Origin of the sequence: Blautia sp. JLR.GB0024 (assembly GCF_037000545.1) — a bacterium.
Taxonomy (GTDB): domain Bacteria; phylum Bacillota; class Clostridia; order Lachnospirales; family Lachnospiraceae; genus Blautia; species Blautia celeris.
In genome coordinates this window covers 477,242-490,741 of sequence record NZ_JBANBF010000004.1, presented here as the reverse complement: position 1 = coordinate 490,741, position 13,500 = coordinate 477,242, and the positions used below count along the sequence as shown (strand labels likewise).

13 protein-coding genes are annotated in these 13,500 nt (G+C 49.0%); 1 reads left to right on the top strand and 12 read right to left on the bottom strand.

Annotated features, from left to right (window positions below; all coding sequences use genetic code 11):
• Nucleotides 1-41: 41 nt before the first annotated feature.
• A complete protein-coding gene (locus V8Q34_RS13170) occupies nt 42-797 on the bottom strand; it encodes an exodeoxyribonuclease III (RefSeq protein ID WP_335835624.1) in 756 nt (251 codons plus the stop codon).
• Between the two features lie 20 nt (nt 798-817).
• Nucleotides 818-1,318: a DNA-deoxyinosine glycosylase gene (locus V8Q34_RS13165; RefSeq protein ID WP_033142515.1), complete on the bottom strand. Its 501-nt coding sequence runs from the start codon at nt 1,316-1,318 to the stop codon at nt 818-820.
• 218 nt (nt 1,319-1,536) lie between these two features.
• Between V8Q34_RS13165 and V8Q34_RS13160 the strand changes: the two genes are divergently transcribed.
• Nucleotides 1,537-2,952, top strand: a complete 1,416-nt coding sequence (locus V8Q34_RS13160) for an amidophosphoribosyltransferase (protein WP_335835623.1) — start codon at nt 1,537-1,539, stop codon at nt 2,950-2,952.
• A 100-nt stretch (nt 2,953-3,052) separates the two neighbouring features.
• Here V8Q34_RS13160 and V8Q34_RS13155 read toward each other — a convergent pair whose 3' ends face one another.
• The 10 genes from V8Q34_RS13155 to V8Q34_RS13110 all read right to left on the bottom strand — a co-directional run bounded on the left by V8Q34_RS13155 (nt 3,053) and on the right by V8Q34_RS13110 (nt 13,496).
• Nucleotides 3,053-3,799: a sugar phosphate isomerase/epimerase family protein gene (locus tag V8Q34_RS13155; RefSeq protein ID WP_033142517.1), complete on the bottom strand. Its 747-nt coding sequence runs from the start codon at nt 3,797-3,799 to the stop codon at nt 3,053-3,055.
• Between the two features lie 38 nt (nt 3,800-3,837).
• Nucleotides 3,838-3,975: a hypothetical protein gene (locus V8Q34_RS13150; protein WP_156120872.1), complete on the bottom strand. Its 138-nt coding sequence runs from the start codon at nt 3,973-3,975 to the stop codon at nt 3,838-3,840.
• A gap of 307 nt (nt 3,976-4,282) precedes the next feature.
• Nucleotides 4,283-5,149 (bottom strand): YitT family protein, encoded by an 867-nt coding sequence (locus tag V8Q34_RS13145; RefSeq protein ID WP_148392093.1) that lies wholly within the window; start codon nt 5,147-5,149, stop codon nt 4,283-4,285.
• A gap of 19 nt (nt 5,150-5,168) precedes the next feature.
• Nucleotides 5,169-6,155 (bottom strand): diaminopimelate dehydrogenase, encoded by a 987-nt coding sequence (locus V8Q34_RS13140; RefSeq protein ID WP_103731835.1) that lies wholly within the window; start codon nt 6,153-6,155, stop codon nt 5,169-5,171.
• A gap of 100 nt (nt 6,156-6,255) precedes the next feature.
• Entirely contained in the window at nt 6,256-7,593 is a 1,338-nt protein-coding gene (locus V8Q34_RS13135) for a sodium-dependent transporter (RefSeq protein ID WP_148392092.1), read from the bottom strand.
• A gap of 161 nt (nt 7,594-7,754) precedes the next feature.
• A complete protein-coding gene (locus V8Q34_RS13130) occupies nt 7,755-8,675 on the bottom strand; it encodes a carbohydrate kinase family protein (RefSeq protein ID WP_033142522.1) in 921 nt (306 codons plus the stop codon).
• Complete coding sequence (locus V8Q34_RS13125; protein ID WP_103731836.1) at nt 8,672-10,048, bottom strand: family 4 glycosyl hydrolase; 1,377 nt, start codon at nt 10,046-10,048, stop codon at nt 8,672-8,674. The genes V8Q34_RS13130 and V8Q34_RS13125 overlap by 4 nt, the downstream gene beginning before the upstream one ends.
• Nucleotides 10,049-10,061: 13 nt before the next feature.
• Nucleotides 10,062-11,606 (bottom strand): L-serine ammonia-lyase, iron-sulfur-dependent, subunit alpha, encoded by a 1,545-nt coding sequence (locus V8Q34_RS13120; RefSeq protein WP_158587348.1) that lies wholly within the window; start codon nt 11,604-11,606, stop codon nt 10,062-10,064.
• Nucleotides 11,593-12,792, bottom strand: a complete 1,200-nt coding sequence (locus V8Q34_RS13115; protein ID WP_335835622.1) for a M20 metallopeptidase family protein — start codon at nt 12,790-12,792, stop codon at nt 11,593-11,595. The genes V8Q34_RS13120 and V8Q34_RS13115 overlap by 14 nt, the downstream gene beginning before the upstream one ends.
• Nucleotides 12,793-12,818: 26 nt before the next feature.
• A complete protein-coding gene (locus tag V8Q34_RS13110; RefSeq protein WP_033142524.1) occupies nt 12,819-13,496 on the bottom strand; it encodes a PIG-L family deacetylase in 678 nt (225 codons plus the stop codon).
• Nucleotides 13,497-13,500 lie beyond the last annotated feature (4 nt).

The following is a 13,500-nucleotide window of genomic DNA, read 5'->3' as shown; positions in this document are numbered from 1 at the left end:
GCCTGTTTCCCGTCCGCCCTATACCCCCCCCCTCTTTTATTTTACAAATCTATAACCACCTCAACCGGACAATGATCCGACCCCAAAACCTCCGTATGAATCCCCCCAGAAACCAACTTCTCCTCCAACCTCCGCGAAACGCAGAAATAATCAATCCTCCACCCCGCATTTTTCTCCCTGGCCTTAAACCGATAAGACCACCAGGAATAAATCCCCGTCTCCTCCGGATAAAAATACCGAAAACTATCCGTAAACCCAGCCTCCAGAAGCTCCGTAAACTTACCCCTCTCCTCATCCGTAAACCCGGCATTATGCCTGTTCGTCTTAGGATTCTTCAGATCGATCTCCTTATGCGCCACATTCAGATCCCCGCACATAACAACCGGCTTCTTCTCATCCAGCTTCAAGAGATACTCCCTAAACGCATCCTCCCACTCCATTCTATAAGAAAGCCTTGCCAGTTCATTCTGTGAATTCGGCGTATAACAGGTCACAAGATAAAAATCCTCATACTCCAGAGTGATCACCCTGCCCTCCTGGTCATGCTCCAAGATCCCGATTCCGTAAGCCACGGAAACCGGCTTCTTCCTGGCAAAAATCGCCGTCCCGGAATACCCTTTCTTCACCGCATAATTCCAATATGCATAATACCCCTCCGGCGCAAAATCAATCTGCCCCTCCTGAAGCTTCGTCTCCTGCAGACAGAAAAAGTCCGCGTCCACAGCCTCAAAATACTCTATAAATCCCTTCTGAACACAAGCCCGCAGGCCATTCACATTCCATGATATAAATTTCATATATTTCTCCTCTCTGTCCCTTACAGATATTTTAAAATCTCCCGGTAAGCTTCCAGGATCGTTTCATATTTCATACCGCAGTTTGCCGGGCTGGTAGACGGAAGCTGTATCACCGGCACCCCTGTATGCGGCTCACAATACTTCCGGTAAAGTGCCGCCGCCTTCTGGCCGGTGGCAAAGACAGCCTGTACAGGTGCCGCATCCAGCACAAGAGACATATCATTGGCCCTGGGATTTTTAATACTCCCGTCATCCGCCCCGCGTATTTCACAGCTTTCCAGCACGTCCCACACGGCAACCTTATGAGCCAGAAGCATATTCTTCTTCTCCTCTGTCGTCACGGGAGTCTCCTCACCCAGCACCTCTCCCATCACTTTCCAGAACCGATTTCTGGGATGCCCGTAGTAAAATCCTTCCTCTCTGGATTTCGGAGAAGGCATGGTCCCCAGCAGCAAAACCCTGGAACTGCTGTCATAAACCGGCGCAAATGTATGCTTCACATATTCTGTCTGATTTTTCATGGACCCACTCCTCAAATTGTAGAATTTTACTTCTTTCGTCCCCATTATACACTATTTTTTCTCTCCTGCGAAGTAAAAAAAGTTGGCAAAACGACTTTACGAACGCTGTCCTATGAGTATATAATAAAGACTGCATCGGAAAAACCGCAGAAAGTTACCACACAGCATGCTTTCTGTAGTCACATTAACAGAATTCTTATGAAAAAGGAGAAAAATCAATGGGTGGAATATTTGGAGTAGCTTCTAAATCCAGCTGCACTCTGGATTTGTTTTTCGGAACAGACTATCATTCTCATCTAGGCACAAGAAGAGGCGGTTTGGCAGTCTATGGACCAAATGGATTCAACCGTTCGATTCACAATATCGAAAATACCCCTTTCCGTACCAAATTCGACGGAGACTTAAACGAACTGGAGGGAAACCTGGGTATTGGCTGTATCTCTGACAATGAGCCGCAGCCGCTTTTAGTACAGTCACATCTGGGCAGCTTCGCTATCACTACCGTGGGAAAAATCAACAATATGGATGAACTTGTGGATATTTCCTATAAAAACGGATGCACACATTTCCTGGAAATGAGCGGCGGAAGCATCAATCCAACCGAGATGGTGGCGTCCCTGATCAACCAGAAATCCACCATTGTGGAAGGTATACAGTATGTGCAGGAGCTTGTCGACGGTTCCATGACTCTGCTTCTGCTCACCCCGAAAGGAATCTATGCCGCGCGTGACCGTGTAGGCCGTACCCCTGTCATCCTGGGCAGAAAAGAGGATGCGTTCTGCGCATCTTTTGAAAGCTTTGCTTTCTTCAACCTGGGATACGAAACCTATCGTGAACTCGGACCTGGCGAGGTCGTATTCCTCACCCCGGAAAGCGCTGAAACTTTAGTAAAACCCCGGGAAGAAATGAAAATCTGTTCCTTCCTGTGGGTATACTACGGCTATCCCACCTCTACCTATGAAGGCATAAATGTAGAGGAAATGCGTTACGAGTGCGGCAAAAAGCTGGCACAGCGCGATGCCCAGAGAGAAAATGTGAAGCCAGACCTGGTTGCCGGCGTTCCTGACTCCGGTATCGCCCATGCGATCGGCTACGCCAATGAATCCGGCATTCCTTTCTCCCGCCCGTTTATCAAATATACACCGACCTGGCCCCGCTCCTTCATGCCGACTCAGCAGAGCCAGAGAAACCTCATCGCGCGCATGAAGCTGATTCCGGTGGAAGCGCTGATAAAAAACAAGAGCCTGCTGCTGATCGACGACTCCATCGTCCGCGGAACACAGCTTCGCGAGACAACTGAATTTTTATACAGCAGCGGAGCCAAAGAAGTTCACATCCGTCCGGCCTGCCCACCGCTTCTGTTCGGCTGCCCGTACCTGAACTTCTCACGTTCCAAATCCGAAATGGATCTGATCACCCGCCGCATTATTGCGGACCAGGAAGGGGACAATGTCTCCGAGGAAGTGCTTGCTGATTACGCCAACCCCGATTCCACCAACTATAAAGAAATGCTGGAGGAGATCGGCAGACAGCTTAACTTCACAACACTCCACTATCACCGTCTGGATGATCTGACAACTTCCATCGGACTGAGCCCGTGCAAAATGTGTACCCACTGCTTTGACGGCAAATAATTACACAAGAAAATAAAAGGCAGCCAGGTTTGAAGCGCCCCCAAAAAAGTCAGACTTTTTTTTGGCCATTCAAACCGAGCTGCCCTTTTTATCATAAATTTCACAAAACCTGAAGCGCCGAAACAGACTGCAGCACATCTTTTTTCCCGCTGCATTCCACTGTAAAAGACACCTCCGGATTATTCCTCTTCACGATTCCGATAACCTCTCTATAATCCAGATTTCCTCTTCCCAGTCCCATGTGTGTATCCCTGTCTCCCAGATTATCATGCACATGCATATGCCTGATATAACTGCCAAACAATTCCGCCCACGCAGCGGCCGGCATCTCCGAATAACAATGAGCATGCCCTATATCCAGACAAATCCCAAAATCAGGATGATCCACCTTACGGGCCACTTCCAGAATCGGTTCTGCCTCCCTGTCAAACACATTTTCCATCACGATCTGAATCCCATCCCGGCCATCCAGAAACCGTTTATAAAACTCAGCCACCCTGTCAGCCCATCCTATGAGCAGATACACATCCGGCACATAACAGGTATGGAACACCAGCTTCTCAGCCCCCAGCCTTTCTGCCGCCTGATACGCCTGCTCATACCGTTTCCTGGTAGCATCCAGGACCAGCGAATCAAACGCCATGGGATTCAGATCCAGAAAAGGCCCATGAAGCACTAGCTTCCCGCACCCCATTTCCTCCAGCCTCTTTTCATAACTGTCAATCTTCTCCTCCAGACGGTCCAAATTCTCGGAGATTGAAAACTCAATACTCTCAACTCCGGCCCCTGTCCTCTCTATCACATCTCTCATATCCACATCGTCCAGCAAATGACTCACATAAATCATATTTCACCCACCCAGCTTCATAATCCATTTTTCACAATCTATTTTTCATAATACCACAAATCCCACCATAAATCTCCCCTTTCCAAACATTTTTCCCACCTTATCCTCCCTATTCTTTCCGGGCTTTCTTTTCCAGACTTTCCTCCCAAAACCGTTCCTTTACCCTCAAACGCCATCCGCAGCTACCTCTTTCCGTCCCCTTTAGAAAACCAGCCGGACCTGGCCGCAGGCTTCCCTGTACGGACGTTTAAGAGCGGTAGAGAATCTTACAAGATCCATGCGTTAGCAAGCACTTAGTGAAGAGCCCTAAGGCGATGAACTTAGTGCGGCTTACGCATTAGCTTGGAAGTTCTCTGCTCTCGCCCGTACAGGGAAGCCTGCGGTCAGGTCCGGCGTCCGGAATAATCCTTATAGACTACAGTCCTACACTGATTTTTCAAAAAATCTCACAAAAAAAGGACCGCCTAAGCAGTCCTTTTCCTATCAATAATCCGTCTTCTGATAAAAATGCCCTTCCAGAAAATCTGTCTTGATCACATTAATAAATGCCTTCGGATCCGCCTTCCGCACCCTGGTCACCAGCACCTTCGCCTCCGCGCTGGAAACCACGGAATACAGCATCTTCCGGCCTTCATTAGAATAACACCCGGTAGCCGCAAACTCAGTCGCGCTGTGATTTGTCACCTCATAAATCTCCTGGTACACTGCATCCGGACAATCCGTAACAATAAACAGCGTCTCCTTCTTATACGCCGTATGCAGCATATGAATGATCTGTGTGGATGTAAACTGGAAAATAATAGAATAAAGTGCCTTATCCCATCCAAACAGAATACCCGCGATCACCAGCACACATCCATTACCGAGTAAAATGAAATTCCAGACATCCTTATTTTTCTTTTCCGCGAAATAAATAGCAATAAAATCAGTACCACCGCCGCTGGTTCCGCCCATTAAACAAAGGCTCACCGCAAAACCATTTAAAAGCCCGCCGAATACAGCGATCAAAAGAATGTCCTGTGTGATCGGCTGGGAGGGGATGATATCGGTAAGAATACTGGTCAATACTATGATCATCGCAGAACTTACAGTGAATTTCTTACCGATCGCTTTGAAACATACAATTGTCGGTACAGCGTTCAATAACAGATTGACCAGAGTAAACGGCAGTGCAATTCCCAGAAACCGTTGAAAAACAGTCTGGATCAACAAAGTCACCCCGTTGAAACCACCCGGATACAATCCTCCCGCTCTGACAAATGTCTTGATATTAACAGCCATAATGATAGCTCCGGCAAGGCCAAACACTACCCGTTTAGCTTCTTTTTTTATATCAATATTCGCTTTCATTTTTCCTCATCTGCTGACCTTACAGCATGTGTTTCCGAAGTTCCTCCGGAGATTTTACAGTTAAATAAGCCGGTGCAATATCGAAGACGGTCCTGCATCCGCTCTGTCCTTCCCTGTTCAGACGGTATGCCGCCCTTGCGTAAGCCACAATAACAGAGGATGTGAACTCCGGGTTGGAATCCAGCTTCAGGCTGTATTCGATCACATGACTGTGCTCCTTCTCCCATCCCGTCTTTCCTGTACGGATCACAAATCCACCGTGGGGAAGACCTGCATGCTCTGCCTTCATCTGCTCTTCGCTGATAAAATGCACGGTTGTCTCATACTCGTCAAAGTAATTCGGCATGGTCTTGATCTCTTTTTCAATCTTCTCTCTATCTGCGCCCTCTTCTGCAACTACGAACACCTCACGGGTATGCTTTTCACCTGTTGTGAGTGTGGGGTTCTCTCCGTTTCTGACTGCTGTAAGCGCTTTTTCCACAGGAATGGTATACTGTCTTGCATCCACAACGCCCTCAATCCTTCTGACTGCATCGGAATGTCCCTGGCTGACGCCTTTTCCCCAGAACGTGTAATCCGTTCCCTCCGGCAGAATGGCATTGGCATACAGACGGTTCAAAGAGAACATTCCCGGGTCCCAGCCAACAGAGATCAGGCCGATCTTCCCGCTCTTCTTTGCCGCTGCGTCCACATCCGCAAAATGCTCCGGTATTTTTGCATGAGTATCAAAGCTGTCCACCACGTTGAAATACTGTGCAAACTCAGGTGTCTGCTTCGGTAAATCCGTCGCGCTTCCGCCGCACAGGATCAGAACGTCGATCTCGTCCTTCATCTTCACAGCTTCATCCACATGATAAACTTTTGCAGTCTCTGTCATGATATGGACATCTGCAGGATTACGGCGTGTAAAAACAGCAGCCAGTTCCATATCCGGGTTCTGCTTCACTGCGCATTCCACTCCGCGTCCCAGATTACCATAGCCTAAAATTCCGATTCTTATACTCATCCTTTACCTCTCCTGTCAATTTTTCTTATAGTGTTTCCCTTTTTCGTCCCACTAAGTATAACAAATTCCCTTTTTCACTTCAACCTGCAAAATTCATAAATCAACCGATGCCACCGTAAAAAATTCCTAAAATATATACAACAAAAGTCAGTCCCACAAAGAGATATTTCGTGGCAGGCTCAAACCATTTTCCCAGCTTTCCGGCCCGTCCCATCTGCACCTGCTCCCTGGCAAATCCCCTGGGTGCGACCCAGAAAAACATCACCGCCGCCAAAAGCGCTCCCAAAGGAATGATATAGATGGACACCACATCCATCCAGACACTGACCATATCAGCGCTTTCAATAAAAACACCCACGGCTGCCGCTGCAAACGCAGTAATGACAACCGCCATCTTCCTGGAAAGCCCAAACTGTGCCTGAAGCGCTTCGATAGGCGTTTCAAACAGATTCATCAGGGAAGTCACAGCCGCAAACAACACAGCCACAAAAAATACCACTGCGAATACCTTTCCAAACGGCATCTGCCGGAACACCTCCGGCAATGTAATAAACATGAGCGGCGGTCCTGCGGATACATCAAGCCCAAAGGCAAAGACCGCGGGAATCACCACCAGTCCTGCAAGGATTGCCGCGCAGGTGTCAAAAAATGCCACATTTCTGGCGCTCCCCACCACATCCACATCCTTTGACAGGTAGCTGCCGTATACCAGAGTGCCGGAACCTGCCAAAGATAAGGAAAAGAATGCCTGCCCAAGGGCAAACACCCATGTTTTCGGCTGCGCCAGGTATTCCCATTTCGGCACAAAGAGATACCTGTACCCTTCCCCCGCATTTCCCAGTGTCAGCACACGCACCATGAGAAACAAAAAGAATACAAAGAACAGCGGCATCATGATCTTGTTCATTTTCTCGATTCCCTTGGAGACGCCAAGAGCCATAATAAGGAATGTCACAGCCAGTCCGGCCATATGCCATCCCACGCTTCCAAAGTCACCTGCTATCTCCCCAAAATAAGCGGAGACATCCGCGGCATGGAACATACTCCCTGAAAGTGATCCCCACAGAAACCGAAGAAACCAGCCAACCACCACAGAGTAACCGATGCCGATGGCCAGTGAGCCAAGGACCGGGATCATGCCGATCAGCCTCCCGCCCTTCCATCCGCGCATCTCCATCACTTTCCCAAAAGCCCCCAAAGGCCCGGTCCCCATGGCGCGCCCAAAGGCCATCTCCCCCACCACACCGGAGAAACCGAGAATCGCCACGAAAATGAAATAGGGAATCAGGAAAGCCGCACCGCCGTACTGCCCGGTCCGGTAGGGAAACATCCATATATTTCCCATCCCCACCGCGGAACCTACACATGCCACAATAAAACCAAATTTTGAACGGAAAGCATCCCTGGTCTGGACAGTTCCCGCTGAATCCTTTTTCATATTTTATCCCATCCTTTTATGTAAAATTAAGTCCTTTCAAAGGATAGCACACAACGCATGTACTGTCCACATATTCCAGTCCTCCACGCCCTGTTTGCAAAAAATGCCGGCTCTGTACCATAAACGATACAGAACCGGCCAAATACCTGTCCGCAGTTTTCTCAGCTGATCTTCTTTTCTCTGCCGTATATCTCATAAAAATATTTCAGCAGCTTCTCCTCGTCCATCTCCGCGGACAGACACCCCATCTCTGTCACGGCATTTCCTCCCGTGATATTTCCAAAACGGATACAATCCCCCAGGTCATATCCGTAATACAGCCCATACATGAAGCCGGCTGCAAAAGCATCCCCTGCCCCGGTGGAATCCACATGTCTCACCGGGAGCGGCTCTATGATATGGAGTTCTTTGTTTTCCTTATACAGGCAGCCCGCGTTTCCGTTTTTTACAATAGGATTTTTCAAATGCTCGGACAGCCTTTCCAATGCCTGTACCGGTGTATCCGCCCCGGTTATTTTCATGGCTTCCATGGAGTTCGGTATAAAATAATCCACATACGGAAAAGCATCATAATACCACTCCAGGCTCAGCATGTCACTCCACGCGGAATCCAGGACAATAGTACATCCGGCCTCTTTCAGAGGCCTGCACAGATCCTTCTGCTCAAGAGAAAGGAATGCGATCCGGCATCCTTCGTAAAACTCATATATTTTCTTTTTCTCCACTGCAAACGCCGCTTCCTCCGGCTTATAGGAGACAATCCCCCGATCCTGCATACAGGATACCACACAGCTCAGGGTAACCGGGTCCTCCTCATCCGTGGAGAGCATATTGGTGTATTCGATCTTATCTTTCTCCAGTTCTTTTACCAGATATCTGCTCAGCGGCCCTTCTCCAATATAGGTTGCCAGCTTTACAGGTACGCCAAGCCTGGACAACTGGATAAGAGTTGCCACCGCTCCGCCTCCGAGCTGTTTGGAACAGCTCTCGCTGTATACCTCCTCACCAAGCTTTGGCATTCTGCGGGCGTTTCCGAAAATAATATCCACATTGGCGATTCCAAATCCCCCTACACTGTTCATACCTTCCATCCTCCTGTATACTCCTCATAAATCTCCAGATACTCCCTGAGCAGTTCCTCTGCCAGGGAATAGGAATTCACCAGAGGGTTCACCATAAGGGCATCTATGGCCTTCTTTGCATTGCGTTCCACTATGGCCTGGGCAGCTGTTCTCTCATAATACTTGACTGCACAGATGAGCTGCTTTGCGCTTTGGGGCAGAGTATACGGCCCGGGTTTCGGCACTGCCCCTGCTTTTGAAATATGACAGGATACTTCAATCACATCCGTATCCTTTAACCAGTCCACAGTTCCCTGGTTGGGCATACAGAGAATCATCTCTCCCTCTTTCCCTGTGATTTTAGCCCGCATAAGTGCCAAGGCTACCCCTGCATATCCGCCTTCATCTTTTGTACTCAGATCAAATTTCGGAATACAGGCATCATCCCTCGCCACAGATGTCTCGCCCTGCATATAATTGCTCTCTCTCATATATGTATGATCACGGTATATTTCCAGCATTTTGTCAAAATCTTTTCCGGCATCATACCGGCCCAGCTCCTGCAGCATACAGTCATTGATCCTCTTGATCCTTTCGCCCCTGGTCTCGCCGGTCTTCTGTATATTCTGCAGTGCCTTTTCCCTGTAATAGAAATAATAGAGATATTCATTGAGCATGCATCCCATGTGCTGTGCCAGCTTCGGTTCAAAATACCGCATGTCCGTCTGCTCATAGAGCCTGGGATCCTTTAATATCTCCGGGAGCATCTCCCTGTTCTCTTTTTTTACACTGGTAAAATAAGATAAATGGTTCAGACCTATGAGATGCACCTGAAAATCCGAAGCCTCGGCCTTGTAAAGCCCGGCCACCTGCCGCATAAACCCGGAGGGAGCATCGCAGATTCCATACACAAAGGAATATCCCTGGTCTCTTAAAGCCTGTGTCACAAGCCCTGCAGGATTGGTAAAGTTAAATACCATCACATTAGGGGCAGCATATCTGCGGATCAGTTCACAATAGTGCAGCAGGGTGGGAATGGAGCGAAGGGCCATGGCAAACCCGCCTACCCCGGTTGTCTCCTGTCCTATCACTCCATGCTTCAGCGCTACCCGCTCATCTATGATACGGCTTTCCTCTTTTCCCGCGCGGATGGTGGTGATGATAAAATCCGCCTCCCACACAGCCTCCTTTTCATCTGTTGTGCACACATAATGTACGGAAGGCGCTGTCCTGGCAAAGACCTCCTTTACCATTGAGCCGAAAACCCTGACCCGCTCTTGATCCGTATCCATAAAAACAACCTCTGTTATGCCAAGGCTTTCCGCCTGTTGTGCCAGACATTTTGCCAGCATCAGACTGCGTGAACCGCATCCGCCAATGACTGTTAACTTCATAAGCCTTCCTCCTTCAGTTTCCCATCATAATTTCCAAAATCTTGCTGTCCGTCTCTCTCATGCCGTCTTTTCCGATTCTGCCCACTGCCTCAATGGTCTCGTCTGCATTTTTACCCACAATACCCTCTCCCTCCATAAAGCGGCACTGGTTTTTCGCCATCTCATAGGCCAGAAGGCCTGTTTCCACAGACATGGCGATTTTTGCGGCACAGGAGGGCTTTGCGCCATCACAGAGCATGCCTGATATGGTAGCCAGTGTATTTGTGATAATATCCTCCATCACAGCAAGCGGCGCCTGATCCAGATATGCGATGCCGCAGACTGCGGCACATCCGGCATTGACTGCCCCGCAGTAAGCAGAGAGCTTCCCGATTCCACGTTTTATATAAATAGAAATAAGATTTGCAAAGATCATTGCACGGTGCAATGCTTCCCGGCTCTTATCCTTTTTTTCCGCATAGATAGATATGGGGACCGCAATGGTGATTCCCTGGTTTCCGCTTCCGCAGTTTGCCACTACAGGCAGAACGCTTCCGCCCATTCTGGCATCACTTCCGGCTGCCGCATAAGCTGCCAGCACTGCAGCGTCTTCCTCTTTGTATAAACGCAGAAGATTTTTCCCCACCTTTGCCCCATAATCGTTTTTCATTCCTTCTTCCGCTATTTTCCGGTTGCAGGCGATCTGCATATCCAGAATATCCTTTAATTCTGCTGTACTGGTCTCACCTGCAAACTCATATATATCTTTTAATTTCAGATCATCCTCATTTGTCTGTGTGCTGCCAACGCACTCCCGGCGCTGATACTGCTTTGTGATATCTCTGCCGTCTTTCTGTACTTTTGTTATATGGATATGGCTTTTCTGGATCTCCACCAAAGCGGTATGTTCCCCTTTTCGCAGATCAATACGCACATACAGAGGTTCCTCCACCTCTGCCAGATGGATACTGTATGTACTCTCCTCCCGCACCAGCTTTCTCACTGTGTCTGCGTCATTGGCGGTTAGTGTGTTCAGTACCTCCAGTTTGCGTTTTGGATTTCCCCCCACGATTCCACAGAAGGCAGCTTCTGCTACCCCCTTCAGGTTTCCGGTGTTGGGTATAATCACACTTTTTACATTTTTTAATATATTGCCGCTGACCCATATCTCCATATATTCCGGAATGTCACCCAGAATCTCTTTGGCACAGGCCGCCGCATAGGCAATGGTTCCCGGCTCCGTACATCCAAGAGCCAGCATGATTTCCTCTCTCAGCAGTTTATTGCAGGTTCTGTCCCTTCTTTCTCTGCTTTCTGTATCCTGAAGCGCCTGTATGAAGACCGCCTCTATTTTCTCCTTTGTCGGTACCCCTTCCATAACCATTTCGCCATCTATATAAAAGCAGGGTACATAAGTGAATTTCCTGCCTGCAGGCAGTTCTCTGTCCCGCTCTGTATCCAGAAAGCGTATCTCGATCTTTTCATATTTTTCATTACTCCTTCGCAGTTCCTCCATCAGCCCAAAAGCCTGTCTGCAGTATCTGCATGTAACTCTGTATATCATCTCAATGGTTTTCATCTGTCTCAAACCCCTTTTCTGCAAATTCGGATGCCAGAACACAGAATGCAGCCGTGCCTTCCGCCAATATGGATTCATCAATCTCAAAACAACTGCTGTGAAGCGGATACTGCTTTGCCTCTTCTTTTCGCCAGCAGCCCAGCCGCAGAAACAGGGACGGGCACTGGGCGCCGAAATATGAAAAATCCTCTCCCAGCATAGCCGGTTCTCCCTCTGTGAGGATCTCCGCCTCCTGCAGCTTCTCCCTGAGCACGCGGGCCGCCCAGTGTGCTGCTGTTTTGTCATTGACCGTTGCAGGATAACCGGAACTCATATGGTACGTCCCTTCCATTTCCCAGGCTTCTGCTATGGATTTTGTCAGTCTTTCCAGGCGGTGTATGATTTTCTCCCTCACATCCGGGTCATAGGTCCTGATGGTGCCTTCCAGATATCCGGTCTCTGCTACAACATTATATTTCTCTCCGCATTGTATCCGGCAGATGTTCACCACTGCTGCCTCCTGGGCAGATACCGTATCGGCTGTAATATTACCAATGGCATTTACCAGTGCAGCCATGGCGGGAATGGGATTTCTGCAGAGATGGGGAGATGCCCCGTGGCCTCCCTTTCCTTTTATCTCAATGCCGAACGCATCGGGCTGTGCCATAACAGGTCCCGGCATACAGGTTATGCTGCCTGCTCTCTGCGGCCAGACATGAAACGCAGCTGTAAATTCCGGCTTTGGCTCATCCATGACTCCCTCTTCGATCATACGCCGGGCACCTCCCTGCTGTTCCTCGGAGGGCTGGAATAAAAAGACCACATTGCCGTGCAGACACTCCCTGCACTCCTGCAGAAGCCTGATACACCCAAGAAGTACAGCCATATGGACATCGTGCCCGCAGGCATGCATGACCCCAGGATTCTCAGACTGCCAGGCAAGACCTGTCTGTTCCGTCACCGGCAGAGCATCCATATCCGCGCGGAGGGCAATGGTATGCCCGGGCCTCCCGCTTTTGATGACTGCGTATACTCCTGTATCTGCACAGGGCCTGCACTCTACCTTCCATTTTTTCAGTTGTCTGAGAATCCATTCCTGTGTTTTATATTCCTGTCCCGAGAGTTCCGGATGTCTGTGGAGATGGATGTAAAAGCTTTTTATCTCTGCTTCTGCCTCCCGGACCTTTTGGTAAAAATCAATTTGCACTCTGAACACCTCCCCGAAGCGTCTGCCTATTCTCCAGATTTTTTTCTCATAAGATTTGAGAGACTGTCCACTGTAATACTGTGCCCTAAAAACAGGCCCTCCGCATACTCTGTCTTTGCATCTCTCCCGTATTCCCTGGCAAGGCTCATAGCATAAGGCAGCACATCCTGGGAGCTGTGTGCCGTACAGGCACGTTTCTTTATCTCTATGACATCCGTAATATCCACATAGATATCAGGCCTGCGCCGGTTGGTCCTGTTGTCCGCCCCGAAAAAGAGAAGGGCATCATAATGCCAGTCCGTATCGTCATCCGCATATTTTTTCAGTCCCGCTGTAAAGCAGGCTGCCTTTGTTATTTTTGACACGGCTGTGTGGTCGGGATGGTAATCCTCCTCTAAAAGTGTGAGAACAAACCGCGGTGAGCATTTCCGCAGATGCGGTATCAGAGCGTCCACTGCTTCCTTAGAAAAATACATGCCGGCATCCGGAAAATCCAGCATGGCAAAATAGTCAAGCTGCAGTATGGCGGCGGCTTTTTCCGCCTCCTCTTCTCTCACGCACTTCTGTGCATAACCTCCTGATTCTCCTCTTGTAAAAATCACAAGACCTGTTTTCAGTCCCTCTTTCTTTGCCTTTGCAAAGATACCCGCTGCGCAGACCTCCAGGTCATCCGGATGTGCGCAGACTGCCAAGATATCTATCATTTCA

What these genes read in the sequence shown, in the direction of transcription:
- V8Q34_RS13170 (WP_335835624.1), bottom strand. Translation starts at nt 797, where the DNA reads ATGAAATTTATATCATGGAATGTGAATGGCCTGCGGGCTTGTGTTCAG.
- V8Q34_RS13165 (WP_033142515.1), bottom strand. Translation starts at nt 1,318, where the DNA reads ATGAAAAATCAGACAGAATATGTGAAGCATACATTTGCGCCGGTTTAT.
- V8Q34_RS13160 (WP_335835623.1), top strand. Translation starts at nt 1,537, where the DNA reads ATGGGTGGAATATTTGGAGTAGCTTCTAAATCCAGCTGCACTCTGGAT.
- V8Q34_RS13155 (WP_033142517.1), bottom strand. Translation starts at nt 3,799, where the DNA reads ATGATTTATGTGAGTCATTTGCTGGACGATGTGGATATGAGAGATGTG.
- V8Q34_RS13150 (WP_156120872.1), bottom strand. Translation starts at nt 3,975, where the DNA reads ATGGCGTTTGAGGGTAAAGGAACGGTTTTGGGAGGAAAGTCTGGAAAA.
- V8Q34_RS13145 (WP_148392093.1), bottom strand. Translation starts at nt 5,149, where the DNA reads ATGAAAGCGAATATTGATATAAAAAAAGAAGCTAAACGGGTAGTGTTT.
- V8Q34_RS13140 (WP_103731835.1), bottom strand. Translation starts at nt 6,155, where the DNA reads ATGAGTATAAGAATCGGAATTTTAGGCTATGGTAATCTGGGACGCGGA.
- V8Q34_RS13135 (WP_148392092.1), bottom strand. Translation starts at nt 7,593, where the DNA reads ATGAAAAAGGATTCAGCGGGAACTGTCCAGACCAGGGATGCTTTCCGT.
- V8Q34_RS13130 (WP_033142522.1), bottom strand. Translation starts at nt 8,675, where the DNA reads ATGAACAGTGTAGGGGGATTTGGAATCGCCAATGTGGATATTATTTTC.
- V8Q34_RS13125 (WP_103731836.1), bottom strand. Translation starts at nt 10,048, where the DNA reads ATGAAGTTAACAGTCATTGGCGGATGCGGTTCACGCAGTCTGATGCTG.
- V8Q34_RS13120 (WP_158587348.1), bottom strand. Translation starts at nt 11,606, where the DNA reads ATGAAAACCATTGAGATGATATACAGAGTTACATGCAGATACTGCAGA.
- V8Q34_RS13110 (WP_033142524.1), bottom strand. Translation starts at nt 13,496, where the DNA reads ATGATAGATATCTTGGCAGTCTGCGCACATCCGGATGACCTGGAGGTC.